This window comes from Sulfitobacter sediminis (genome assembly GCF_040811725.1).
In the GTDB taxonomy this organism is placed as follows: Bacteria; Pseudomonadota; Alphaproteobacteria; order Rhodobacterales; family Rhodobacteraceae; genus Sulfitobacter; species Sulfitobacter sediminis.
Window position 1 is genome coordinate 451,886 of sequence record NZ_JBFNXX010000001.1, and the last position, 23,744, is coordinate 475,629.

A 23,744-nucleotide genomic window follows, 5' to 3' on the forward strand; every position below is an offset into this window, starting at 1 on the left:
ACGAGACGAACACTGGAAGCCTGACTTGATTTTCAAACGCCGCGATCCGAAACCGACCCTGCGTGCGGTGGCCGAATTCCTTTGGCCCCGCGGCGGCTGGACGCGTGCGTTTCACTACGTGAAGCACCGGATGAAGCGGCTCCCCGACAGCCCCGAACGCATCGCGCGCGGTGTCTGGGCTGGTGTCTTCGTCACCTTTACCCCGCTCTTCGGTCTGCACTTTGTCGTCGCCGCCGTCCTCGCCCGGCTGATGAAGGGCAATATCCTCGCCTCGCTCATGGCAACCTTCGTCGGCAACCCGCTGACGTTTGTCTTCATTGCCCTGGCCTCGCTCAAGACAGGTCACCTGATCCTTGGCACCGAACTTGAGGAGGGCGAGCTGCGCGCGCTCAGCCGCAAGTTCGCAGATGCCGGCAGCGACCTTTGGCACAATTTCATCGCCATCTTCACCGATGCTCGGATGGACTGGTCCGGCCTCGCTATTTTCTCGCGCGAGGTGTTCTACCCCTACCTTATCGGCGGCATCATCCCTGGCGTCATCTGCGCAACCGCGGCCTATTACCTGATGGTGCCGATCCTGCACGCCTACCAGAAACGCCGCCGGGGCCTGATCAAGGCCAAGTTCGAGGCGCTGAAACAGAAAACCGCCGCCAAGGCCGAGGCCAAGCGCAAGGCGGAAAAAGTCAAATAGGAGAACGCCATGTCTGCATCCGACAAACTTCGGCTTGGTGTGAACATCGACCACGTGGCCACCGTGCGCAACGCGCGCGGCGGCGACTACCCCGACCCCCTGCGCGCCGCCAAACTGGCCGAAGAGGCGGGCGCCGACGGCATCACTGCGCATCTGCGCGAAGACCGCCGCCACATCTCGGATGCGGATATCGAAGGGCTGATCGACATGCTGACCGTCCCGCTCAACTTCGAGATGGCCGCGACCGAGGAAATGCAGCAGATCGCGCTGCGCCACAAACCCCACGCCGTCTGCATCGTGCCCGAAAAGCGAGAGGAAAAGACCACCGAAGGCGGGCTTGAGGTCGCGCGCGAGGAAAACCGGCTGGCCCATTTCATCGCCCCCCTGCGCGAGGCGGGTAGCCGCGTGTCGATCTTCATCGCCGCAGATCAGCGCCAGATCGACGCGGCACATCGCATCGGCGCGCAGGTCATCGAACTGCACAGCGGCGCCTATTGCGACGCCTACGCCGAGGGCCGCTTCAACGAGGCGGATATTGAACTGGAGAAAATGCGTGAGATGTCCGCCTACGCCCATTCTCTGGGGCTTGAGGTTCACGTGGGCCACGGCCTGACCTACGACACCGTCTCTCCCGTTGCCGCCTTCCCGGAAGTGCGCGAGCTGAACATCGGTCACTTCCTCATCGGCGAGGCGATCTTCCTTGGCCTCAAGCCCGCGATCCGCGAGATGCGCCGCCTGATGGACGAGGCCCGCGCGTGACCGGCACGGTCACCCCGACCGAGACCGAGCGCCGGATCATCGCCGAAATCAACGCCTGGGCCGTCGAGATCGGCGCGTCCGAAGGTAAACCCGCCTTCACCGCCGCGATCCTCAGGGACGACCGCGAGATCGTGCGCGGCCGCAACACCGTGGGCCAGGACCAGGACGCCACCCGCCATGCCGAGGTTGTCGCCATCGGCAAGGCCGGTGCTGCGCTGGGCGGTCGCGACCTGTCGGGCTGCACGCTTCTGGCTTCCTGCCAGCCCTGCGAAATGTGCCTTGCCGCGATGCGCTGGGCCGGTATCGACCGCGTGATCTTTGCCGCCCGCAAAGAAGACATCGACGCCGAGATGTTCCGCTTTCCCGACCTGAGCCTCGCCCAGTTCCACGCCGCCTGCGGCGCGGCCTTCGACTACGCGGGCGGGGTGCATGCCGAGATGGTGAACCACCTCTACCGGCTGGACGATTGAACCGGGGCCGGTCAGGGCGTATATTCAAAATGAATAACTTCTCGAGAACGCAACATGGCCACCACCAGCTTCAGCCTCGGACCGCACTGGGACGAATTCATCAAACAGCAGGTTGCGACAGGCCGCTACGGCTCGGCCAGCGAGGTCGTCCGCGAGGCGCTGCGCCGGATGGAGGATGAGGCGCAAAAGCTTCAGGCATTGCGCGATCACCTCGCCGAAGGTCAGAGGCAGGCAGAAGCTGTGGCGTTCGTTGAGGACTTCTCCATTGAAAATGTCATTACCCGTGCGAAGGACCGGGCCAAGTCACCCGTATGACGTCGTCTTACAACGTCACCTCCCGGGCCGCTGCCGATCTCGATGAGATAGCGGCTTACACATTGAACGCTTGGGGCGAGATGCAGATGGAGGTCTACCTCAGAAAGATCGATGAGCGTTTCACCTGGCTTGCCGAGAACCCGGACTTGGGAAGAAAGAGAGATGACATCACCCCAGGATATCGCTGCTTCGTCGAAGGCTCTCACGCGGTTTTCTTCTTGGTGCGAGACGGAGGCATAGACGTCATCGGCGTGTTGCACCAAAGCCGGGATGTAGAAACGTCACTTAGAGGCCGATCATGATCCTCGGCATCGGCACCGACCTCGCCAATATCGAGCGTATCCAGAACACCCTCGACCGGTTCGGCGACCGCTTTCGAAACCGCGTCTTTACCGAAGTCGAGCAGCGGAAGGCCGAGCGGCGCCGCGATGTGGCGGGGACGTATGCCAAGCGCTGGGCGGCCAAGGAGGCTTGCTCCAAGGCGCTGGGCACCGGCCTGCGCATGGGCATCGCCTGGAAGGACATGGCGGTCAGCAACCTTCGCACGGGCCAGCCGGTGATGGAGGTTACCGGATGGGCGCGTGAGCGGCTGGACCAGATGACACCGCCGGGGCACGAGGCGATCATCCACGTCACGCTGACTGACGATCACCCCTGGGCGCAGGCATTTGTTCTGATTGAGGCGCGACCCATCGGGCTGGGATGATGACAGGGATCATGGCAGATTCATGGCCTACAGGTAGTGGGCAGAGACATCCCCTTTTCGGCGCTTGGTGCCAGGCCAGTCTGCCCCGCAGCCGCGCAGCGTCCATCGCCTTCCCCACCTTGACAGTATCGCCCCCCACCCGCATGTACGCTTAAATTTCCACGGAAGGGACGCCGCATGGCCGACAAGGAAAAATCGGGCAACGCCTTCATCGAGACGATCAAGACGATCGTCTACGCGCTGCTGATTGCGGGCATCTTCCGTACGCTGTTCTTTCAGCCTTTCTGGATCCCTTCCGGGTCGATGAAGGAAACCTTGCTGATCGGGGATTTCCTTTTCGTGAACAAGATGGCCTACGGCTATTCATATGCTTCCTGTCCCAGCCTGATGTTGCCCAGCATCGGTATCGAGATCGATGCCAAGGACATCTGCGGTTTCGCCGATGGCGACAATTCCCGCCTCTGGGGAGGTGAACCGGAGCGCGGCGATGTCGTCGTCTTCCGTCATCCCGTTTCGGGCCGTGACTACATCAAGCGGCTGATCGGGATGCCCGGCGACACCGTGCAGGTCACGCAGGGTGTGACCTATATAAACGGGGAAGCGGTCAGGCTCGAGGATGACGGCACTTTCGAAGAAGAGATGGCGGCGCAGGGCCCGCAACGTCTGCGGCCAAGGTGCGAGAACGGACCGGTGGGTGAGGGCGGGACCTGCATCAAGTCGCGCCAGATCGAAACGCTTCCCAACGGCGTCTCTTACCCGATTCTCAACATCGCCAACCAGCAGTCCGACAACACCGGCCTCTACACGGTACCAGAAGGTCATTACTTCTTTATCGGGGACAACCGCGACAACTCCGCCGACAGCCGTCTTGCGCAGCAGGTGGGTGGCGTCGGTTTCGTGCCTTACGAAAACCTCATTGGCCGGGCTGATCGGATCATGTTCAGCTCTGCCGGGCGCTCTATGCTGTTCTTCTGGACGTGGCGCGGCGACCGTTTCTTCAAAGCGGTTGAATGAAGCTCAGCGCGGATCTCAAGGCCTTCGAAGGGCGCATCGGACACAGCTTTGCCGACCCTGCGCTTCTGAGCCGCGCGGTGACCCACGCCTCCATGTCTTCTGCCAACCGCGACGACAACCAGTTACTTGAATTTCTGGGCGATCGGGTCCTGGGCCTCGTCATGGCGCAGGCGCTGATCGAGGTCGATCCCGATGCCTCGGAAGGTCAGCTTGCCCCGCGATTCAATGCGCTGGTGCGCAAGGAAACCTGCGCGGACGTGGCGCGCGAGATCGATCTCGGCAAGGTCCTGAAACTGGGCCGGTCCGAGATGATTTCGGGTGGCAGGCGCAAGCAGGCGCTGCTGGGCGACGCCATCGAGGCGGTGATCGCGGCGGTCTATCTCGATGGCGGGTTCGAAGCGGCGCGGGCGCTGGTGCTGCGGCTATGGGGCAAACGGATCGCATCGGTCGAGGACGACGCACGCGATGCCAAGACGGCCTTGCAGGAATGGGCGCAGGCGCGCAAGCTGAACCCGCCGAAGTACGTTCAGATCAAACGCACGGGCCCGGATCACGCACCGCAGTTCACCATTGCCGCGCGGTTGGAGAACGGGACAGAGGCGCAGGCGACTGCGGCGTCCAAACGGGCCGCTGAACAGGCGGCGGCCAGCACATTGCTGGCGCAACTGGAGAATGATGCATGACCACCCGCGCCGGTTTCGTGGCCCTGATCGGAGAGCCGAACGCGGGCAAATCCACACTACTGAACCTTATGGTTGGCGCGAAAGTGTCGATTGTCACGCATAAGGTCCAGACCACCCGCGCACGCATCCGGGGCGTCGCGATAGAGGGTGACAGCCAGATCGTTTTCGTCGATACACCGGGCCTGTTCCAACCGCGCCGCCGTCTGGACCGCGCCATGGTGGCGGCTGCATGGGGCGGAGCTGCGGACGCCGATATCATCGTCCTGCTGGTCGAGGCGCATCGCGGTGTGACCGAAGGGGTTGAACGCATCCTTGAGGGCCTGGGCGACGTGGCGCAGGGGCGCCGGGTGGCGCTGGCGATCAACAAGATCGACAAGGTCGAAGCGCCGGCATTGCTGGCGTTGACGAAGGATCTGAACGACCGCTTTCCCTTCGAGGAGACCTTCATGATCTCTGCCGAGCGCGGCCACGGCGTCGATGCGCTGCGCAAGTGGCTTGCGGCTGAATTGCCTGAGAGCCCGTGGCTCTATCCCGAGGATCAGATCGCCGATCTCCCCATGCGGATGATCGCGGCCGAGATGACCCGCGAAAAGCTCACCCTGCGCCTCCACAAGGAACTTCCCTACCAGCTGACGGTCGAGACCGAGAACTGGGAAGAGCGCAAGGACGGCTCGGCGCGGATCGACCAGGTGATCTATGTGGTGCGCGACGGGCACAAGGGGATCGTGCTGGGTAAGGGCGGCGAGACGATCAAGGCGATCAGCAAGGCCTCGCGGGAAGAGCTGGAAGAATTCCTGGGGCGACGGGTGCATCTGTTCCTTCAGGTCAAGGTGCGGCCGAACTGGCTCGACGAGGCGGAGCGGTATGCCGAGATGGGGCTGGATTTCCGCGACGGGAACGGGTGAGGGGCCGCCCCGGCGTGGCGCCTGTTCGGGGCGTCGGACCGGAGTTGTATTGGAAAGATGAAGGGCAGGGGCTGTGCCAAGACTGACGACGCGGTTCTGGGTGGATGCCTATCTGGCCCGGCTGTCCTTGCAGGGTATCCCTGCCTTCGTGGTGGCGCATGGCGATGACACCGGCGGCGCGGTCCTGGTCAAGCTGTCCACGCTGGATGGTCAGGCGGTCGTGTTTCAGCGCTCCTTCGATCTGATGAGCGGGGAGCGCAGATGGGTCGAACTGGCCAGGGGTGCGGAGCCGGATATGGACGAGGTTATCAACCGCCAGCGCGGTTTCGATCCCGATCTCTGGGTCATCGAGGTCGAGGACAGGCATGGCAGGCATCTTTTGGACGAAGAGGGCCTCGCCTGATGGAATGGCGGGATCAGGGCATCCTGCTGGCCACGCGCCGACATGGAGAGACCTCCGCCATCATCGAGATGTTCACGCCCGCGCGGGGGCGTCATGTCGGTGTCGTGCGGGGAGGGACAAGCCGCAGGATCGCGCCGATGCTGCAGCCCGGTGCACAACTGGACGTCAGCTGGCGGGCACGGCTGGAGGATCACATCGGCAGTTTCACCGTTGAACCCGTGCGCAGCCGCGCTGCTGCCGCGATGGGCGATCGCCTTGCTTTGGCGGGGCTCAACGCCGTGACGGCGCTCCTGTCCTTTTGCCTGCCCGAAAGGGAGCCGCATCCGGCGCTTTATGCACGTACCGAGGCGTTGCTTGATCTTCTGGGGCAGGGGGACATCTGGCCGCTGGCCTATCTGCAATGGGAACAGGCGCTGCTGGAAGAGATGGGCTATGGCCTTGATCTGTCCTCCTGCGCGGTGACCGGGGCGACCGAGGGGCTGATCTTTGTCTCGCCGAAATCGGGGCGGGCAGTCTCGGCCGAAGGCGCGGGGGAATGGGCCGACAGGTTGCTGCCGCTGCCGGACGTGCTGCGGGGCGAGGGGGACGCCGAAGATGCCGAGATCGCGCTGGCGCTGAAAACCACGGGGCATTTCCTGAGCGCACATCTGGCCGCGAACCTTGGTGACAAACCGCTGCCCGAGGCGCGGGCGCGTCTTGTCGATGCGATCAGCCGTCGGATTTGAAGGTCAGCAGCACGCCATCGTCATTGGACAGGATCAGCGTATCCCCGAGAACCTCGGAAAGACTCGCCGCGGCAAGGGCGTCGAGAAACGCCCGCTCGTCCTCCAGATCGGGGCAGGCCATGCGGGTTGCGGCGATAGGTCCGGTAGCAAACCAGGGGTAGGGAGCCTCCTGCGTGGCGTTGAAAAGATTGCAGGGGGCCTGGCCGCTGATGCGGCCGGGTTCCGGAAAGGTCAGCGTTGCGCCGGACGTAAAGGGCGCGTCTCGCAACTCGACCAACCGCCAAGTCTTGCCTGCTGCCCCGTAGGAATAGAGCGTCTCATCCCCGAAGCACGCGGCAAGCATCAAGGCGGCTGGCAGCCAAAGGCTCAGGTACCGCGCGCGCTTCATTCCGACAGGGCCAGCACAGTATCGACCAGCGTGTCGAAAACGGCGAGCTGGGCCTGCGTCTTTGTCGCCGGAAGATGCGGCAAACCGGCGAGCGTGGCCTGCATCGCAACAGCGAAGTCACGGTTGCCGAGGCCAAGCTCGCGCAACAGGAGCGAGATATAAGTGACCCGTTCCGTGTCCAGTTCGGAAAGCATGCCGGCCACGTCCTTGCTGCTGAGCGCCCAGATTCGCAGCGCGGCCTCCTGGCGGTCCTGCAGAACCTTGCGCCCAAGCGTGCGGAGACGTTGATCGGGACTGTCACTGCCTGCCACGGCCTGCGCGAGCGACGACACAGCGCGTGTGCGCCAGGTGTCGATCAACGCCGACTGAAATGCCGGCACGTCCTTGAAATGCCAGTAGAAAGACCCCTTGGTCGTGCCAAGCCTGCGGGCCAGCGGCTCGGCGGCGAGAGCGGCGGGCCCCGAGGCGGCAAGCGCGTCGAGGCCAGCATCGATCCATTTCTCAGGCGAGAGTCGGTTGCGTGGCATAAGGCCTGATACTGCCCGCACGGGCATGGGCGCAAGCGCCGCCCTGCGTTATTTGAGCGTATTGAAGCCGAGCAGGCACCACATGTTTCGTGGTGCCCGAATTTCCGGCGTCGGTTAACCCAGAATGCGCCGCGCGATGACCTGTGCCTGAATCTCGGCGGCACCTTCGAAGATGTTCAGGATGCGGGCGTCGCACAAAACGCGGCTGATCTTGTACTCAAGCGCGAAACCGTTGCCGCCGTGGATTTGCAGACCGTTGTCTGCGGCAGCCCAAGTCACGCGGGCGCCGAGCAGCTTTGCCATGCCGGCCTCGACGTCGCAGCGGCGGCCTTCGTCTTTTTCGAAGGCAGAGAAGTAGGTCAGCTGACGCGCCACCATGATCTCGACCGCCATCATGGCGAGTTTCGACGACACGCGGGGGAAGTTGATCAGCGCCTTGCCGAACTGCTTGCGGTCCTGCGCGTATTGCATGGAGATATCGAGCGCGGATTGCGCCACGCCAATGGCACGGGCGGCGGTCTGGATGCGGGCGGATTCGAAGGTTTCCATGAGCTGCTTGAAGCCTTTGCCTTCTTCACCGCCCAAGAGGTTCTCGCCCTTCACATGGAAGTTGTCGAAACCCAGCTCGTATTCCTTCATGCCGCGATAGCCCAGCACCTCGATCTCGCCGCCGGTCATGCCTTCGGTGGGGAAGGGGTTTGCATCATCGCCGGGGGTCTTTTCGGCGAGGAACATGGACAGGCCCTTGTAATCGGTCGTCGACGGATCGGTGCGTGCCAGCAGGGTCATCACATGGGTACGCGCGGCATGGGTGATCCATGTCTTGTTGCCGGTGATCTTGTAGTCGCCGTTCTCGTCCTTGACCGCGCGGGTGCGCAAGCTGCCGAGGTCGGAGCCGGTGTTGGGTTCAGTGAAAACCGCCGTGGGCAGGGTTTCGGCAGAGGCGATGCGCGGCAGCCACTTGGCTTTCTGCTCGTCCGTACCGCCCGCGATGATCAGTTCGGCGGCGATTTCGGAGCGGGTGCCGAGCGAGCCGACGCCGATATAGCCGCGCGACAGTTCCTCGGAGACGACGCACATGGAGGCTTTGGAGAGGCCGAAGCCGCCGAATTCCTCGGGGATCGTGAGGCCGAACACACCCATCTCGGCCAGTTCGTTGATCACCTCCATCGGGATCAGTTCGTCCTTGAGGTGCCACTCGTGGGCGAAGGGCTCGACCTTCTCCACGGCGTAGCGGCGGAACTGCTCTCGGATCATCTCAAGCTCTTCGTCTAGGCCGGAGGCGCCGACGGTGATGTTGGCGGAATGCTCCTGCATCAACTCGACCAGTCGGGTGCGCGCCGCTTGCGTGTTGCCGCCCTGTGTCAGGGTCTGGATCGCGGGCTCCATCATGCCGCGCATGTCGTCCTGCGACATGCCAAGGTCCTGAAGGCGCAGGATCTCGCCCTGGTTCATCTGGATGCCGCCGTAGATCTGCCAGAGGTATTCACCAAAGGCGATCTGGTGGATCAGTTGCTCGGTCTCGCCGAACTTGCCTTGTTCATTGAGCGCCAGCGCCCAGCGCTGCATTTCCTTGAGCGACTGCGCATAGGTCGCAAGCCAGGCAAGACCATGGGCGGCAGTCTGGTGCGCTTCGATCAATGCGGCGGAGACGCGACCATCGGCGCTGACCATTCCGCGCACGGATGTCTTGGCCTTCTCAAGGATCGCCTCGACCGGGGGCACGGCAGCCGCGGTCAACCCAAGCAGATCGTCCAGTATCACCGGGGCCTGCGCCATCGTCATGTCCTGACCGTCGTGTGCCATAGAATCCATCCTTTTAATCTCTGCCATGCAGATAGCGCCTTCGCAGGTGCAGCACAATAAAGATACGTTTTGCTGCGGCAATTTGTTCGAAAATTGCGCGACGAATTAGGCCGTGCGCCCGGAAACAGAGGTGCTAAGAAGAGCCATGGACGCTCTTCTGCCGTTTTCATCACCGGTCTATCTGCTGCTTGCACTGGGTATCGCCTTTTGCTCGGGATTCGTCAAAGGCGTGGTGGGTTTTGCAATGCCGCTGGTGCTCATTTCGGGGCTGACGCTGTTCCTGGCGCCCGAATTGGCACTTGCCGGGCTGATCCTGCCCACCCTGATCACCAACATCATGCAGGCCCTTGGGCAGGGGCCGCGTGCGGCGTGGCAATCCATCTCGCAATTCCGCTATTTCCTGATCGCGGGGGGCATCACGCTGGTGATTGCTGCGCAACTGGTGCGCGTGGTGCCAGAGGAGGTGCTGCTTTTTGCGATCGGGGTGCCTGCGCTTGGCTATGCTGCGCTGCAGCTTGGCGGGGTGCGGTTCCATCTTGCGAGTCAGAACCGCGTCTTGGAAACGGCGGTGGGCGCGCTGGCCGGTGTGATGGGCGGCTTTGCTGGTGTCTGGGGGCCACCGACGGTGATGTACCTCACCGCATTGAACACCGCCAAACATGACCAGATGCGCGTACAGGGCGTGATCTACGGAATGGGAGCCGTTGCGCTGGTCGGGGCGCATGTCGGGTCGGGCGTCCTTCGGGCCGAGACGGCGCCATTCTCGGCTTTGCTTATTCCCCCGGCCGTATTGGGCATGTGGGTCGGGGGGAAGGTGGTGAACCGGATCGATCAGGTGGTGTTCAGACGCGCCACCCTGATCGTCCTGGCCGTGGCAGGGGCCAACCTCATCCGCCGGTCCCTGTTCTGAGCTGTCGGTTTCAGCCGCGGCGCGCCACTGTCATGCCCGAGACGTCTTCGATGAAGGTGACGATGCGGGATTTGACATCCTCATCCTTGATCGCGGCAAGCGCATGCACGATCTCAAGCCCGGCATCGTTCTTGGGCGGCATGTTTTCGTTGTCGTGCAGGCCCTCGAAGAAGAAGGAGGGTTCGACGTCGAGTACCTGGGCGAGTTCGAACAGGCGGCTGGCAGCGACGCGGTTCGACCCGATCTCGTACTTCTGGATTTGCTGGAATGACAGGTTGAGTTTGCGTGCCACGTCGGTCTGAGACAGCCGACGCAAGGTACGGATTTGCTTGAGTTTACGTCCGACGTGCAGATCGACGGGATGAGACATGGAAAGAACCTCTGGTTGTGTATGAAACCTTCATCGCCAGATTCCCGTTTCCATTCAATTGCATAGATTTTTTCAATTTTGAGAAACGAATCACACATAAATGGATGATAATTGTTGCATTGATGGGTGATTTGTTTACCAATGGTTGTGATGAACCAAACAACGAACATCGAAAACATGGCTGCCGTGGCCGCGACCGACGCGCCACCCGCCCTGCTTTACGAAATGATCCGGTCGTTCGTGACTCTTGCCTCAACCCTGAACCTCAGTCATGCGGTGCATGAACTGAACAGCACACGCCAGACGGTGCGGCGGCACATCTCGCATCTTGAGGCATGCATGGGCGCGCCGCTGTTCGTGGTCGAGGACAGGCGCTATCAGCTGAGCGCGCTGGGAGAGAGCATGCTGCCCTCGGCCAAGGATATCCTGGCGCGGGGGGCGCTGTGGCTGCGAGGGCAATCGCGTTTTTTCAATGGCCTCCAGCAGCTTCACGCCAGCGTGCAGGACTGGGATTTCTATCAGCAGCAGCAGCCGCTTGGAAATATCTGGACGGATTCCTCGATTCTGCTGCGCGAGACCTTTCGTGCCTGGACGATGGCGGGGGGCGAGATCGAAAGTCCGCTCTTGGCCCATGTGCGTCCCTATCTGATCATCTATCGCCAGTCCGAGCTGGGGTGGATATGCGTCGAGTTCGGCCAGAAATCCGTTTACGTGAACTGGTTCGGCCAGGACTACGCGCGTTCCAGCATCGGGCGTCCGATCAGCCAGATGCCGGCGGGCGAGGAATTCTCCCATCTGATCTACGCGGCGTTCGAAGAAGTGCAGGCGGCGCAGATGGCGCGGCTCGACCACGTCTTTACCCGCATGCCCCGCGGCGAGGCGGGAGAGCTGACGCCCGTGGCCTACCAACGTCTTATACTGAGCGGATTTTTCCCCGACAGATCGCCCGCTGTCATGTCGCTGGTGGTGCCCGTGGACGAGGTACATATCCCCGGCATCGACCTGCGTCAGATGAGCGAATTGGGTCCCGTCGACGTGATCGAACTGCCCCCCGAAGAAGCCCGTTTCGAGAGGATGATCAGCGACCAGAATTAGGATTGCGGCAAAATCTGGGCAGGAACTTGTCAAAAGGCGGGTGTTTTTTTGTCATTTGTATTAACCTTTTACCAAGATTGGTGAAAGGAACTTCAGATGACGATTCAATTCCCGCGTGATGCCGCCCCATTCATTGCGACGAGCCGCGACATCTTGAGGTCTCATGGGATTGAATTAACCATAGGTAGTAACTTTGAAGAATATAGCGAGATCATTCGCACCGAACGGACGGTTCAGAATCTGGGCGCGCCTTTTGACTACAAAAAGCAGGAACTGAACAAGGCTGATGCCTTCTGGCTGATCGGCAGAAACAGATTCGGTGACCTGATTCACTCGCAAGCGGCGAAAAAGATTCATCTGGCTGATGACAATCTTGCCACACACCTGATGTCGAATTTCCAGAAGTTCCCGCCCCCGCTTCCGGGTGTCGATCTCGAGAACTCCCGATTCCGTGCGACACCGGGCGCCCACAGGATCAAGGGTAATGTCGTCTACCACGGCGAGGTCTGGATGCACCCCGAGGAAGGCACCTATCGTGGCACTGGCCTGTCGACCGTGCTGGCGCGTACGGGTCTTCTGGAAATCATGCGTCGGTGGAACCCCGACTTCATCTACGGTTTCATGCTGCGCCAGGTGGCGTTCAAGGGCTTTTCCGAGCGCATGGGTTATTTCCACAACGAGCCAGGTGCGCTCTATTGGCAGGTCGCGGGGCGCGAGGACCCGATCGAGGCCTTCCTGACATGGCTGAGCGATGAGGATGCCAAGTTCCTGCTCGATATCCCGGTCGAAGACCTGGTCAAGCGGGCAGCCTGATCCGCGCAGAAACAAGAAGGGCCGCAGAATTCTGCGGCCCTTTTGCGTTTGATACGGGTTGTCAGCCGATCGCGGCCGATTTCACATCGTCGTCGATGAACGGAAGATACTGCGAGAAATTCTCCGAGAACATCGCAACCAACTTGGCGGCCTGTCGGTCGTAGCCTTCCGGATCGCCCCAGGTGCGGCGGGGATCGAGCAGGATGTCTGGCACACCCTCGACGGAAACCGGAACTTCGAAACCGAAATTCGCGTCCTTCCGGTATTCCACATCTGCGAGATCGCCCTCCAAAGCGGCAGTCAACAGCGCGCGGGTGGCCTTGATCGGCATCCGGCTTCCGGTGCCATAGGCGCCGCCGGTCCAGCCGGTGTTCACCAGCCAGCAGGTTGCCCCGTGCTGGGCGATCTTCTCGCGGAGGAGGTTGCCGTAGACCTCTGGACGGCGCGGCATGAAGGGCGCGCCGAAACAGGTGGAGAAGGTCGGCTCAGGCTCGGTCACACCACGCTCGGTACCGGCAACCTTAGAAGTGAAGCCGGAGAGGAAGTGATACATCGCCTGCGCGGGCGTCAGCCGCGCGATGGGCGGCAGCACGCCGAAGGCGTCGCAGGTCAGCATGATGATGTTCTTGGGATGCCCGCCCACCGCCTTCTTGGAGGCATTCGAGATGTAGTGCAGCGGATAGGCGCAGCGCATGTTTGCCGTCAGGCTGTCATCCTCGAAATCCAGCTCGAAGGTTTCCGCGTCGTAGATCATGTTCTCGATGACCGTGGCGAACTTCGTGGTCGTGGCGTAAATCTCCGGCTCTGCCTCGGGCGAGAGGTTGATCGTCTTGGCATAGCAGCCGCCTTCGAAGTTGAAGGTGCCGTGATCCGACCACCCGTGTTCGTCGTCACCGATCAACGTACGCGCCGGATCTGCGGACAGGGTAGTCTTGCCCGTGCCCGAGAGGCCAAAGAAGACGGCAGTGTCCACCGGATTGCCCGTGGCGTGGTTGGCCGAGCAGTGCATCGGCATGATGCCTTTCTCGGGGAGCAGGTAGTTGAGCAGGGTAAAGACCGATTTCTTGTTCTCGCCCGCGTATTCGGTGCCCCCGATCAGGATCAGCTTGCGGTCGAAGTTCATCGCGATCACGGTTTCGGAGCGACAATCGTGCTTCTTGGGGTCCGCCTGGAAGCTGGGGCAGTTGATCACGGTGAAATCGGCAACGAACTCGTCCAGGTCGGCACGATCCGGGCGGCGGAGCATGTGGCGGATGAACAGGCCATGCCAGGCGAGCTCGGTCACCATGCGCACGTTGATCGAATGGCGTGGGTCCGCGCCACCGACGAGGTCTTGGACGAAATAGTCCTTGCCCTGCATATGGGCAACCATGTCGTCGTAAAGCGCGTCGAACCCCTCGGGGGACATGGCGGCGTTGTTTTCCCACCAGATGTTGCTGGCGACGCTGTCGGTCTTGACGACGTGCTTGTCTTTCGGTGATCGGCCGGTGAACTTGCCGGTGGTCACCAGGAAGGCACCACCGTTGCCAAGGGTGCCTTCGCCGCGCTTCAGCGCGGTTTCGATCAGCGCGGGCTCCATCAGGTTGTAATAGACATTGCCCAGCCCGCTGATCTGTTGATCTTCGAGGCGGAACTGCGGGTTTACCCGTCCAAATGTCATCCATGTTCTCCTGTAAGCGCGCGGTTTCGGGCGCAGGCTGACGAAATCGACCGATCCGGTCACGACCTTTTCGGGTCATAAAACGCCTCTTAACACGAGGGTTTCGCAGATGAACAGGCGGCTTTGACGCAGTTAGCGCCATCATGGCAATCTTTGGCCGCGAAGCAGTTTTCGCATGTTCCAAACGCATGCGCGCCGACGCGGGAAAGTGCGGCATTTTAGCCATTCCTAACCAAATTATGGCGGAAATGTGGCCAGGGATCCGGATGATTCGCACTTATTGATTGATTCGAGGGGCCAAAACGGTGATCAATATCGAAAAAATCAAAAACGATAATTGAGCAGTACGAAGGATACGGGCAATGTCAAAAATTGCACTGGTGGACGACGACAGGAACATCCTGACGTCGGTGTCGATGACTCTCGAGGCCGAAGGTTTCGAGGTGGAAACCTATAACGACGGTCAGGCGGCGCTGGACGCTTTCAACAAGAAACTCCCGGACATGGCCGTCCTGGATATCAAGATGCCGCGCATGGACGGCATGGACCTGCTGCAGCGTCTTCGGCAGAAGACCGCGATGCCGGTCATCTTCCTGACGTCCAAGGACGACGAGATCGACGAGGTTCTGGGGCTGCGCATGGGCGCGGACGACTACGTCAAGAAACCTTTCTCGCAGCGCCTGCTGGTCGAGCGCATTCGCGCGCTGCTGCGCCGTCAGGACGCGGTCGAATCGGGCGAGGTAGGCGACACCGAAGAGACCAAGGTGATGGAGCGCGGCGATCTGCGGATGGACCCGCTGCGCCACGCGGTGACCTGGAAAGGCAAGGACGTGTCCCTGACGGTGACCGAATTCCTGCTGCTGCAGGCGCTGGCGCAACGCCCCGGCTTTGTGAAGTCGCGCGATCAGTTGATGGACGTGGCCTACGACGATCAGGTCTATGTCGACGACCGCACCATCGACAGCCACATCAAGCGGTTGCGCAAAAAGATGCGCACGGCGGACGACGAATTCTCCGCGATTGAGACGCTATACGGGATCGGCTACAGATATAACGAAGAATAAGCCGAGAAGTTGGCGATAGCCGAAAGGAACTTTGTGCGCGATCTGAGCACATCCACGCACGACGGCGATGTTGTTCTGGGCGACGATTGGGTCGCCCCGGACAAAACCGAGTCGAGCGAACTGCGTGCCCATCGCGAGCGCCGTGGCCTTTTTTCCCTGCGGGGCTCCCCGCTCACGCGGAAGATCATCACCTTCAACCTGATCGCGCTCAACATCCTTGTCGCGGGCATTCTCTATCTGAATTCATCCCGGGATTCGCTTGCCGTTCAGCGTGCGGCTTCCCTCGTGGCAGAGGCGGAACTGATCGCTGACGTCATCGAGGCCAAGCTGCCCGCGGGCGCCCCCGTGAGCCTCGCCACGGGTGATGGGATCGATGTAAACGCAACGCTTGGCGCCATCGATCTGCGTGGGGGTATCGATGTCTTCGTCTTCGATCCTGCTGAGACGCTAGTCGGCCAGTCCCGCAATCGCCTTGGCGAGGATGAAGGGACAGGGACAAGAGAGAGCCCCGCACTCCTGACCGACGGTCTTAACTGGGTCTATGACAAGCTCTCCGGCCTGGTCAGTTCAGGCGACGCAGACCCACCGCTCGCGCTTGAGGACAAGTTTCGCCCGCTGATCGCGGGTACGCTTGCCAATGGAACCCGCACCGACAACACCGTGGACGCAGACGGCGGCACGCTCTTTACCGTGCTAACCCCGATCGTTCAGGACGGCACGTCCGTCGGTGTCGTCGCCATCGCATCTGCCGAGGGCGAGATCGACAGCCTCGTCCGCAGCGAGCGTGAGCGCGTGCTGCAGATGTTCGTGATCGCCACGCTGGTGTCCATCGGTCTCAGCCTCGTGCTCGCCTCTACCATCGCCAATCCATTGGCAGACCTTGCCGCCGCGGCCGAACTGGGACGTGACAAGAACCATCGCAAGATGAACCCGGGGCGCATCCGCATTCCCGACCTCACTGCCCGCCCCGACGAAATCGGTCGGCTTTCCGGTGCACTGCGCGGCATGGTCTCGGCGCTCTACAACCGGATCGACGGTAACGAACAATTCGCTGCCGACGTCGCACATGAAATCAAGAACCCGCTAGCCTCGCTGCGGTCCGCCGTAGGCACGCTGCGGATGGTCACCCGGGAAGACCAGCGCGAGAAGCTGCTCGACGTGATCGACCATGACGTGCGGCGGCTCGACCGTCTGGTCAGCGACATCTCCAATGCCTCGCGCCTCGATTCCGAGCTGGTGAAAGAGGAAGAGGAGCAATTCGACCTGCTGAAGATGGTCGGCAATATCGGCCAGTACCTGGGCGAGGACGCCGAGAAGAAAGGGATCGACTTCATCACCGACCTGCCTGCCGAACCGATCCTGGTGCACGGGCTCGAGGCGCGGTTGGCGCAGGTCTTCGTCAATCTCATCACCAACGCCATTTCCTTTTGCGAGGACGGCGATGCGATACGGGTCTGGGCGCGCAAGCGTGAAAACAGGGTGCTCGTGGTGGTCGAGGATACCGGTCCCGGCATCCCCGAACAGGCGCTCTCGAAGATTTTCAAACGCTTCTATTCCCAGCGCCCGGAAGAGCATTTCGGGAACAACTCCGGCCTTGGCCTGGCAATCTCCAAACAGATCGTCGAAGCCCATGGCGGCGTGATCTGGGCCGAGAACATTCGCCCGACCGAGGCTGATATCACTTCCGAACCGCTGGGCGCACGTTTCGTCGTGGGTCTGCCGACCTGACCCGGCCATGGGCGCGGCGGAGAATACCCAGACCCAGCACGCCACCTGCATCGCCGTTCAGGAAAAGGCCGCGCTGATCCTTGGACCCTCTGGATCGGGCAAATCTTCTCTTGCGCTCCAACTGATCGCCCTCGGCGCACGGCTCGTTTCAGATGACCGGACACTTCTGCGTCTGGAAGACGATGCTCTTTTGGCGCAAGCGCCAAGCAGCATCTCGGGGCTGATCGAAGCGCGCGGCGTGGGTCTTATCCGGCTCGACCCGGTGGGCCCCGTCCCGGTGTCCCTTATCGTCGATCTGGCACGCTCCGAGGAAAAACGCCTGCCGCACCCGCATAGCCGTGAGATGATGGGGATCACGCTTCCGTGTCTTTTCAACGCGCCGAGCCCGCATTTTGCCGCAGCCATCTTGCTATCTCTGACGGGCAGCATAAGTCCGGCGCAATGAACGTGCCCGAACAGAATTCAGCAGAAAATCCGATCACGACACGTCATCGTGTCGTGCTTGTGACCGGCCCTTCCGGTGCTGGCCGTTCCTCCGCGCTCAACGTGCTGGAGGATGCGGGGTTCGAGGCGATTGACAACCTCCCGCTCCGTCTTCTGCCGGCGCTTCTGGATGACAAGGCGGCGGATCGGTCACTTGCCATCGGCATCGACGCGCGGACGCGGGATTTTTCCACAAACGGTGTGCTTGACCTGCTCGACCGTCTTGAGGCGCGCAGCGATCTTGCTGCTGAACTCCTCTACCTTGATTGCGCACCCGAGGTTCTCTTGCGGCGCTTTTCGGAGACACGCCGGCGACACCCCATGGCCGAGGGCGGACCGCCCTCCGCCGGCATCGAACGGGAGCAGGGGCTGCTGCTGCCGTTGCGTGCGCGCGCGAATGTGCTCATCGACACAACCGGCCTCAACGTCCATGATCTGCGGGCCGAGGTCGAACGATGGTTCGCCCCGGGTGGCAAGCATCACCTCAGCGTGTCGGTGCAATCCTTCTCCTACAAGCGCGGGTTGCCCCGGTCGGTCGACATGATCTTTGACTGTCGTTTCCTGAGAAACCCGCACTGGGACGCGACGCTGCGCGAGGCGGACGGTACCGACGCCCGCGTCGCTGCCTACATCGCCGAGGATCCGCTCTTTGCGCCTTTTGCCGAACAGGTGCTTGACCTCAGCAAACTCCTGCTTCCGGCTTTCCGCGAGGAAGGCAAGTCAAACCTCACGATCGCCTTCGGCTGTACCGGCGGGCAACACCGCTCTGTCGCAATGGCGGAGGCCCACGCTTTGCGCCTTGCGCAACTGGGATGGCAGGTGTCAATTAGGCATCGCGAGCTTGGGCGCAGGAACGAAGGGTAAGGGGAGCAGGTGATCGGGATCGTGATAGTCGCGCATGGCGGGCTGGCGAAGGAATACCTCGCCGCCATCGAACATGTGGTTGGCTCGCAAAACGGCGTTCGCGCCATCTCGATCCAAGCCGACCACGACCGCGCCGCCAAGCAGGCCGAAATCTGCGCGGCCGCCGATGCGGTCGACCAGGGCGACGGGGTGGTGGTGGTGACCGATCTTTTCGGGGGCTCTCCTTCCAACCTTTCTCTCATGGCTTGCCAACCGGCAAACCGCCGCATCCTCTATGGCGCGAACCTTCCGATGCTGATCAAACTGGCGAAATCCCGCAAGATGGATGTGCCCGACGCCGTGCGCGCGGCGATGGAAGCCGGTAAGAAGTACATCGACAGCCAGAACGTCAGCGTCAGCTAAAGGCCCCCTCACATGACCAGCATTTCCCTCAAGATCGTGAACGAGAAAGGTCTGCATGCGCGGGCCTCGGCGAAGCTGGTCGAGGTGGTCGAGGCGTTTGACGCCCGAGCCGAGGTCAGCAAGGATGGCATGACGGCCTCTGGCGACAGCATTATGGGGCTTTTGATGTTGGCAGCCGCCCGGGGAAGCACTATTGACATAGAAACCTCTGGCCCGGACGCGGAAGCGCTGGCCGAGGCCCTGACCGCCCTCGTGGCGGACAAGTTTGGTGAGGGCAACTGATCCCGCGCCGCCGACCTGAGGGAGGAGAACCTTTTGGTGGACGACGTACAATCAATCTCCGGCGCCAGCGGGGCAGACGCAGATGACGCGCCGCTCAAGTACGATCGCAGCAGTCTCTCGTATGCCTCGACCTTCGAGGACCCCTGGAAGGCGCGGATGATCAGCGCCATAGAGCTGCTGACCGGAAAACTCACCATCCTGCGCCTTGTGCGAAAGTTCGAACGCGCGGGCGCGCCCACGGGGCAGGCCTTCTGGCGTGGTGCGCTCGACACCATGGGTATCGACCTTCTCACCCCGCAGGAGCAGCTGGACCGCATTCCAAGTGACGGGCCGGTGATCGTTGTGGCGAACCACCCCCACGGGCTCGTCGACGGGATGATCTTTGCCGATCTGATCGGTCGCGTGCGTCCCGACTACCGCATTCTCACGCGCTCCCTGCTGACGAACATCGACAAGGCGGCGGGCAGTTTCATGATCCCCGTGCCGTTTCCGCACGATCCCGAAGCGCAGCGCAAGGGTGTCGAAATGCGTGCCGCCGCCATGACGCACCTCAAGGAAGGCGGTGTCGTGGCTCTGTTTCCGTCGGGCGTTGTCGCTTCTTCGCAGACATGGTGGGGGCCCGCCGTCGAGGCGGAATGGAACGTCTTCACCGCCAAACTCATCCGACGTTCCGGCGCGACCGTGGTGCCGATGCGTTTCCCGGGCCAGAACAGTCGCGCCTACCAGATCGCCAACCAGGTCAGCCCGATGCTGCGCCAGGGACTTTTGCTGCACGAGGTGGTGAAGGCCTGCAACAAGCCACAGGCCCCGGTGGTCGGGCATCCAATCCCCCAGTCCGAGATCGAGGCCCGCGCCGACGAGCCGCGTCAGTTCATGGCCTGGCTGCGGGAACACACGCTGGCCCTCAAGGACTGAGGCCCGGCTTCATCTTTCCAATACAACTCAAATCCGGCCATCGCGGCCAGGAATTGCGGTTTGGATCAACGCCTACCGCGTGGGCACCGGCGTGTCGCCACGGTAGTCGTAGAACCCCCGCTGGGTCTTGCGCCCCAGCCACCCGGCCTCGACGTACTTCGTCAGCAACGGACAGGGCCGATACTTGGTATCCGCAAGCCCGTCATGCAGCACGTTCATGATCGCAAGGCAGGTGTCGAGCCCGATGAAATCCGCAAGCTCCAGCGGCCCCATCGGATGGTTCGCGCCCAGCTTCATCGAACTGTCGATGGACTGCACGTTGCCGACACCTTCGTAAAGCGTATAGACCGCTTCGTTGATCATGGGCATCAGGATGCGGTTGACGATGAAGGCCGGGAAATCCTCCGCGCTCGCCGCGGTCTTGCCCAGCCGGTCGACCACGTCCTTGCAGGCGGCAAAGGTCTCTTCGTTCGTGGCGATGCCCCGGATCAGTTCCACCAGTTGCATCACGGGCACGGGGTTCATGAAATGGAACCCCATGAATTTCTCGGGCCGGTCCGTACGGCTGGCCAGCCGGGTAATCGAGATCGACGAGGTGTTCGAGGTCAGGATCGTCTCCGGCTTCAGATGCGGCAGCAGGTCCTCAAAGATCGCTTGCTTGATCGTCTCGCGCTCCGTCGCGGCTTCGATGATCAGGTCGCTGGGACCAAGATCGGTCAGCGTGGTGGTTGTCCCGATGCGCTTGAGTGCTGCAGTCATCTCATCGTCGCTGATTTTGCCACGCCCGGCCTGGCGCGCCATGTTCGCCTCGATGGTCTTCATGGCGTTGTCCAGCGCCTCGGCGCTGATATCGGTCATCTTCACATCGTAGCCGGCCAGCGCCATCACATGGGCGATGCCATTGCCCATCTGTCCTGCGCCCACGATGCCGATTGTCTTGATGTCCATCACCCGTCCTTTCCCCAATTCCCGCGCACAATATGGCCAGCGAGGGGGATGCCGCAAGAGCGGGAGCCGATGAAAAATCTCCACCAATTCGCGGGTTAACGATTCCGCAAGTCGTTCCGCCCATAGTGCCGTCCGGGTGTAGTGAAAAGGTGGGTGAAATGTTCCAGGAGATTCTGGCGCTCGGGGCGCTTGACTATTTTCCGTGCCGGTACGGCACGTCACGGCTCATGTTTCGTGGGCCGAAGAAAAGTCTTGATGAGCCCTACCTCGCGTTCATCGGATCGACGGAGACCTACGGCAAGTTCATTCCGAAACCGTTCCCGGATCTGATCGAGAACGTGATCGGTACGACATGCGTGAACTTCGGGCAAATGAACGCTGGCATTGATGCCTTTGCCTATGACCCTTTCGTGCTCGAGGCAGCCTCGCAGGCCGAGGTGACGGTGGTGCAGATCCTTGGTGCTCATAACATGACCAACCGGTTCTATTCCGTTCATCCGCGCCGGAACGACCGCTTCGTCGAGGCAGCGACCCTTCTCAAGACCATCTACCGAGAGGTGGATTTCGCGAATTTCCACTTCAACAAGCACATGCTGAGCACGCTCCTGCAAAGGTCACCCGACCGGTTCGAGGCGGTTCAGCGGGAACTGCAGGAAGCCTGGAAGGCGCGGATGCGCCTAATGCTGAAACGCATTCAGAGGAAATCCGTGCTTCTTTGGTTCTCCGATCACGCTCCGGAAGACGAGCTGCCGTTTCTCTTCGACACGATCGGCACCGAGCCGCTTTTCGTGACACGCGAGATGATCGAGGAAATCAGCCCGCTGGCAACCGCCGTGGTCGAGGTCGTTGTTTCGCGTGAAGCGTTGGATGCCGGAACCGACGGCATGAATTTCAGCGACCTGGAAGAGCCGGCCGCCGCGGAAATGTTCAATCCGATGGCACATCAGGAGGCTGCGGATGCGTTGTTGAAGGTGATCAAGCAGATCATGTAAGCAAAAAGGCCCGCCGGATGGGCGGGCCTTTCGCGTCCTGTATGAAACGCGCGCTAGGGCGAACCTTAGCCCAGCTTTTCCATCAGCTCCGGTACCGCCTCGAAAAGGTCGGCCACCAGTCCATAATCCGCAACCTGGAAGATCGGCGCTTCCTCGTCTTTGTTGATCGCCACGATCACCTTGGAGTCCTTCATGCCGGCAAGGTGCTGGATCGCGCCGGAGATGCCCACGGCGACATAGAGATCAGGTGCCACGACCTTACCGGTCTGGCCCACCTGCCAATCGTTCGGCGCATAGCCCGAGTCGACCGCCGCGCGGGAGGCACCGACAGCGGCACCCAGCTTGTCGGCGAGCTTCTCGATCAGGGCAAAGTCCTCTTCGGACCCCACGCCACGACCACCGGAGACGACGATCCCGGCCGAGGTCAGCTCGGGGCGGTCGCTGGCGGCCAGCTTGTCCTCGACCCAGGAAGACAGGCCCGGATCAGCTGCTGCGCTCACGGTCTCGACCGGGGCCGAACCGCCGGTCCCCGCTGCGTCGAAGGTAGAGGTCCGGAAGGTCACGACCTTCTTGCTGTCAGAGGATTTGACGGTCTGGATCGCGTTGCCCGCATAGATCGGGCGCTCGAAGGTGCTGCCGTCAACGACGCCCGAGGCATCGGAGATGATCATCACGTCCAGAAGCGCCGCGACACGCGGCATCACGTTCTTGGCGTCCGTGGTCGCAGGGGCGACGATGTGCTCGTAGTCACCGGCCAGCGACACCATCAGTGCCGCCGTGGATTCCGCAAGGCGGTGACCCAGCGAGGCATCCTCGGCCACCAAAACCTTGGAGACACCGTCGATGGTCGCGGCGGCCTCGCCTGCGGCAGCGGCAGAGCCGCCGGCGCACAGAACGGTCACGTCACCCAGTTGTTTCGCGGCGGTCACGGCCTTGGCGGTGGCGTCCATGGACAGTTCGCCATCGGTGACCTCTGCAAGAAGAAGAACAGCCATTACACAACTCCCTTTTCTTTGAGTTTCGCCACCAGCGTATCGACGTCCGGCACCATCTCGCCTGCCGCGCGCTCTTCGGGCTCGGAGGTCTTGATGATTTCCAGACGGTTCGCGACCTCGACGCCATAATCGGCAGGGGTCTTTTCATCCAGCGGCTTTTTCTTGGCCTTCATGATGTTGGGCAGGGACGCATAGCGCGGCTCGTTCAGGCGCAGGTCCACGGTGACGACGGTGGGCATCGCCACCTCGATGGTCTGCAGACCGCCGTCCACTTCGCGCGTGACCTTGGCCTTGTCGCCCGCGATCTCCACTTCGGAGGCAAAGGTCGCCTGGGACCAGCCCAGAAGCGCCGCAAGCATCTGGCCGGTGGCGTTCATGTCGTTGTCGATGGACTGCTTGCCGCAGAGCACGAGGCCCGGCTGCTCTTCCTCGACAATGCCCTTGAGGATCTTGGCGACCGTCAGCGGCTCGATGTCGTTGTGCACGTCGTCGGTTGCGACCACGAGGATCGCGCGGTCGGCACCCATCGCCAGCGCGGTACGCAGGGTTTCCTGCGCCTGCTTCACGCCGATGGACACCGCGACGACCTCGTCTGCCTGACCGGCTTCTTTCAGGCGGATCGCCTGTTCGACGGAAATCTCGTCAAAGGGGTTCATCGACATTTTCACGTTGGCAAGATCGACGCCGCTGCCGTCCGCCTTGACGCGGACCTTCACGTTGTAGTCGATCACGCGTTTGACAGGTACAAGCACCTTCATGAGCGTAACTCTCCTATTTTCTTTCTTCCGCCGGGCACCCGGCAAATCAAAAAACCTTGGAGCGTGATATAAC

30 protein-coding genes are annotated in these 23,744 nt (G+C 61.7%); 22 read left to right on the top strand and 8 right to left on the bottom strand.

Translation table 11 applies throughout. From position 1 onward, the window contains the following. The first annotated feature begins 25 nt into the window (after positions 1 to 25). The 11 genes from AB2B41_RS02310 (at position 26) to recO (ending at position 6,671) form a co-directional block, all read left to right on the top strand. Positions 26 to 691: a DUF2062 domain-containing protein gene (locus AB2B41_RS02310; RefSeq protein WP_367876121.1), complete on the top strand. Its 666-nt coding sequence runs from the start codon at positions 26 to 28 to the stop codon at positions 689 to 691. A gap of 9 nt (positions 692 to 700) precedes the next feature. Beyond that, on the top strand, positions 701 to 1,450 hold the full coding sequence (locus AB2B41_RS02315; RefSeq protein ID WP_367876122.1) for a pyridoxine 5'-phosphate synthase: 750 nt from the start codon (positions 701 to 703) through the stop codon (positions 1,448 to 1,450). Further along, entirely contained in the window at positions 1,447 to 1,920 is a 474-nt protein-coding gene (locus AB2B41_RS02320) for a nucleoside deaminase (protein WP_367876123.1), read from the top strand. Before AB2B41_RS02315 ends, AB2B41_RS02320 begins: the two co-directional genes overlap by 4 nt. 54 nt (positions 1,921 to 1,974) lie before the next feature. After that, positions 1,975 to 2,235: a type II toxin-antitoxin system ParD family antitoxin gene (locus AB2B41_RS02325; RefSeq protein WP_367876124.1), complete on the top strand. Its 261-nt coding sequence runs from the start codon at positions 1,975 to 1,977 to the stop codon at positions 2,233 to 2,235. Next, a complete protein-coding gene (locus tag AB2B41_RS02330; RefSeq protein ID WP_367876125.1) occupies positions 2,232 to 2,537 on the top strand; it encodes a type II toxin-antitoxin system RelE/ParE family toxin in 306 nt (101 codons plus the stop codon). Before AB2B41_RS02325 ends, AB2B41_RS02330 begins: the two co-directional genes overlap by 4 nt. After that, on the top strand, positions 2,534 to 2,941 hold the full coding sequence (acpS, locus tag AB2B41_RS02335) for a holo-ACP synthase (RefSeq protein ID WP_367876126.1): 408 nt from the start codon (positions 2,534 to 2,536) through the stop codon (positions 2,939 to 2,941). Before AB2B41_RS02330 ends, acpS begins: the two co-directional genes overlap by 4 nt. A 177-nt stretch (positions 2,942 to 3,118) precedes the next feature. After that, positions 3,119 to 3,955 (top strand): signal peptidase I, encoded by an 837-nt coding sequence (gene lepB, locus AB2B41_RS02340; RefSeq protein ID WP_367876127.1) that lies wholly within the window; start codon positions 3,119 to 3,121, stop codon positions 3,953 to 3,955. Next, positions 3,952 to 4,638: a ribonuclease III gene (gene rnc, locus AB2B41_RS02345; RefSeq protein ID WP_367876128.1), complete on the top strand. Its 687-nt coding sequence runs from the start codon at positions 3,952 to 3,954 to the stop codon at positions 4,636 to 4,638. The genes lepB and rnc overlap by 4 nt, the downstream gene beginning before the upstream one ends. Then, on the top strand, positions 4,635 to 5,543 hold the full coding sequence (gene era, locus AB2B41_RS02350; RefSeq protein ID WP_367876129.1) for a GTPase Era: 909 nt from the start codon (positions 4,635 to 4,637) through the stop codon (positions 5,541 to 5,543). Before rnc ends, era begins: the two co-directional genes overlap by 4 nt. Before the next feature lie 73 nt (positions 5,544 to 5,616). After that, a complete protein-coding gene (locus AB2B41_RS02355) occupies positions 5,617 to 5,946 on the top strand; it encodes a DUF1491 family protein (protein ID WP_367876130.1) in 330 nt (109 codons plus the stop codon). Next, positions 5,946 to 6,671 (top strand): DNA repair protein RecO, encoded by a 726-nt coding sequence (gene recO / locus AB2B41_RS02360; RefSeq protein ID WP_367876131.1) that lies wholly within the window; start codon positions 5,946 to 5,948, stop codon positions 6,669 to 6,671. Before AB2B41_RS02355 ends, recO begins: the two co-directional genes overlap by 1 nt. Here the strand turns inward: recO and AB2B41_RS02365 are convergent. From AB2B41_RS02365 to AB2B41_RS02375, 3 genes are all read right to left on the bottom strand, one after another. Beyond that, complete coding sequence (locus tag AB2B41_RS02365; RefSeq protein ID WP_367876132.1) at positions 6,655 to 7,059, bottom strand: META domain-containing protein; 405 nt, start codon at positions 7,057 to 7,059, stop codon at positions 6,655 to 6,657. The two genes, recO and AB2B41_RS02365, sit on opposite strands and share 17 nt — an antisense overlap. Further along, positions 7,056 to 7,586: a TetR family transcriptional regulator gene (locus tag AB2B41_RS02370; protein ID WP_367876133.1), complete on the bottom strand. Its 531-nt coding sequence runs from the start codon at positions 7,584 to 7,586 to the stop codon at positions 7,056 to 7,058. The genes AB2B41_RS02365 and AB2B41_RS02370 overlap by 4 nt, the downstream gene beginning before the upstream one ends. 114 nt (positions 7,587 to 7,700) lie before the next feature. Next, complete coding sequence (locus AB2B41_RS02375) at positions 7,701 to 9,392, bottom strand: acyl-CoA dehydrogenase family protein (RefSeq protein WP_367876134.1); 1,692 nt, start codon at positions 9,390 to 9,392, stop codon at positions 7,701 to 7,703. 145 nt (positions 9,393 to 9,537) lie between these two features. Between AB2B41_RS02375 and AB2B41_RS02380 the strand changes: the two genes are divergently transcribed. After that, positions 9,538 to 10,302 (top strand): sulfite exporter TauE/SafE family protein, encoded by a 765-nt coding sequence (locus AB2B41_RS02380; RefSeq protein ID WP_367876135.1) that lies wholly within the window; start codon positions 9,538 to 9,540, stop codon positions 10,300 to 10,302. 10 nt (positions 10,303 to 10,312) lie between these two features. Here AB2B41_RS02380 and AB2B41_RS02385 read toward each other — a convergent pair whose 3' ends face one another. Beyond that, entirely contained in the window at positions 10,313 to 10,672 is a 360-nt protein-coding gene (locus AB2B41_RS02385; protein ID WP_367876136.1) for a helix-turn-helix domain-containing protein, read from the bottom strand. A 150-nt stretch (positions 10,673 to 10,822) separates the two neighbouring features. On the opposite strand from AB2B41_RS02385, the gene AB2B41_RS02390 reads away from it, so the two are divergent. Together AB2B41_RS02390 and AB2B41_RS02395 are read left to right on the top strand one after the other, a co-directional pair. After that, entirely contained in the window at positions 10,823 to 11,767 is a 945-nt protein-coding gene (locus tag AB2B41_RS02390; protein ID WP_367876137.1) for a helix-turn-helix domain-containing protein, read from the top strand. A 96-nt stretch (positions 11,768 to 11,863) separates the two neighbouring features. Continuing rightward, a complete protein-coding gene (locus AB2B41_RS02395) occupies positions 11,864 to 12,580 on the top strand; it encodes a hypothetical protein (protein WP_367876138.1) in 717 nt (238 codons plus the stop codon). A 61-nt stretch (positions 12,581 to 12,641) separates the two neighbouring features. Here AB2B41_RS02395 and AB2B41_RS02400 read toward each other — a convergent pair whose 3' ends face one another. Further along, complete coding sequence (locus AB2B41_RS02400) at positions 12,642 to 14,240, bottom strand: phosphoenolpyruvate carboxykinase (RefSeq protein WP_367876139.1); 1,599 nt, start codon at positions 14,238 to 14,240, stop codon at positions 12,642 to 12,644. 362 nt (positions 14,241 to 14,602) lie between these two features. Here AB2B41_RS02400 and AB2B41_RS02405 point away from each other — a divergent pair, with 362 nt between their 5' ends. From AB2B41_RS02405 to AB2B41_RS02435, 7 genes are read left to right on the top strand one after another with little or no spacing between them, the layout of a single operon-like run. After that, on the top strand, positions 14,603 to 15,304 hold the full coding sequence (locus tag AB2B41_RS02405; RefSeq protein ID WP_367876140.1) for a response regulator transcription factor: 702 nt from the start codon (positions 14,603 to 14,605) through the stop codon (positions 15,302 to 15,304). A 33-nt stretch (positions 15,305 to 15,337) separates the two neighbouring features. Beyond that, positions 15,338 to 17,032 carry a sensor N-terminal transmembrane domain-containing protein gene (locus AB2B41_RS02410; protein ID WP_367876141.1) on the top strand — a complete coding sequence of 565 codons (1,695 nt, stop codon included), beginning with the start codon at positions 15,338 to 15,340 and terminating at the stop codon, positions 17,030 to 17,032. A gap of 7 nt (positions 17,033 to 17,039) precedes the next feature. Then, positions 17,040 to 17,477 carry an HPr kinase/phosphorylase gene (locus AB2B41_RS02415; protein WP_367876142.1) on the top strand — a complete coding sequence of 146 codons (438 nt, stop codon included), beginning with the start codon at positions 17,040 to 17,042 and terminating at the stop codon, positions 17,475 to 17,477. After that, positions 17,474 to 18,379, top strand: coding sequence for an RNase adapter RapZ (gene rapZ / locus AB2B41_RS02420; RefSeq protein ID WP_367876143.1), 906 nt, complete (start codon positions 17,474 to 17,476; stop codon positions 18,377 to 18,379). The genes AB2B41_RS02415 and rapZ overlap by 4 nt, the downstream gene beginning before the upstream one ends. Before the next feature lie 9 nt (positions 18,380 to 18,388). Beyond that, complete coding sequence (locus tag AB2B41_RS02425) at positions 18,389 to 18,781, top strand: PTS sugar transporter subunit IIA (protein ID WP_367876144.1); 393 nt, start codon at positions 18,389 to 18,391, stop codon at positions 18,779 to 18,781. 12 nt (positions 18,782 to 18,793) lie between these two features. Further along, positions 18,794 to 19,063, top strand: coding sequence for an HPr family phosphocarrier protein (locus tag AB2B41_RS02430; RefSeq protein WP_367876145.1), 270 nt, complete (start codon positions 18,794 to 18,796; stop codon positions 19,061 to 19,063). A gap of 54 nt (positions 19,064 to 19,117) precedes the next feature. Then, a complete protein-coding gene (locus AB2B41_RS02435) occupies positions 19,118 to 19,978 on the top strand; it encodes a lysophospholipid acyltransferase family protein (RefSeq protein WP_367876171.1) in 861 nt (286 codons plus the stop codon). Between the two features lie 72 nt (positions 19,979 to 20,050). Here AB2B41_RS02435 and AB2B41_RS02440 read toward each other — a convergent pair whose 3' ends face one another. Beyond that, positions 20,051 to 20,926: a 3-hydroxybutyryl-CoA dehydrogenase gene (locus tag AB2B41_RS02440; RefSeq protein WP_367876146.1), complete on the bottom strand. Its 876-nt coding sequence runs from the start codon at positions 20,924 to 20,926 to the stop codon at positions 20,051 to 20,053. A gap of 158 nt (positions 20,927 to 21,084) precedes the next feature. Here AB2B41_RS02440 and AB2B41_RS02445 point away from each other — a divergent pair, with 158 nt between their 5' ends. Continuing rightward, positions 21,085 to 21,918, top strand: a complete 834-nt coding sequence (locus AB2B41_RS02445) for a DUF6473 family protein (protein ID WP_367876147.1) — start codon at positions 21,085 to 21,087, stop codon at positions 21,916 to 21,918. A gap of 65 nt (positions 21,919 to 21,983) precedes the next feature. On the opposite strand, the gene AB2B41_RS02450 is transcribed toward AB2B41_RS02445, so the two are convergent. Beyond that, positions 21,984 to 22,913, bottom strand: a complete 930-nt coding sequence (locus AB2B41_RS02450; RefSeq protein ID WP_367876148.1) for an electron transfer flavoprotein subunit alpha/FixB family protein — start codon at positions 22,911 to 22,913, stop codon at positions 21,984 to 21,986. After that, the gene (locus AB2B41_RS02455) at positions 22,913 to 23,671 is read right to left on the bottom strand and encodes an electron transfer flavoprotein subunit beta/FixA family protein (RefSeq protein ID WP_367876149.1); all 759 of its coding nucleotides are present in this window, start codon (positions 23,669 to 23,671) and stop codon (positions 22,913 to 22,915) included. The genes AB2B41_RS02450 and AB2B41_RS02455 overlap by 1 nt, the downstream gene beginning before the upstream one ends. Positions 23,672 to 23,744 lie beyond the last annotated feature (73 nt).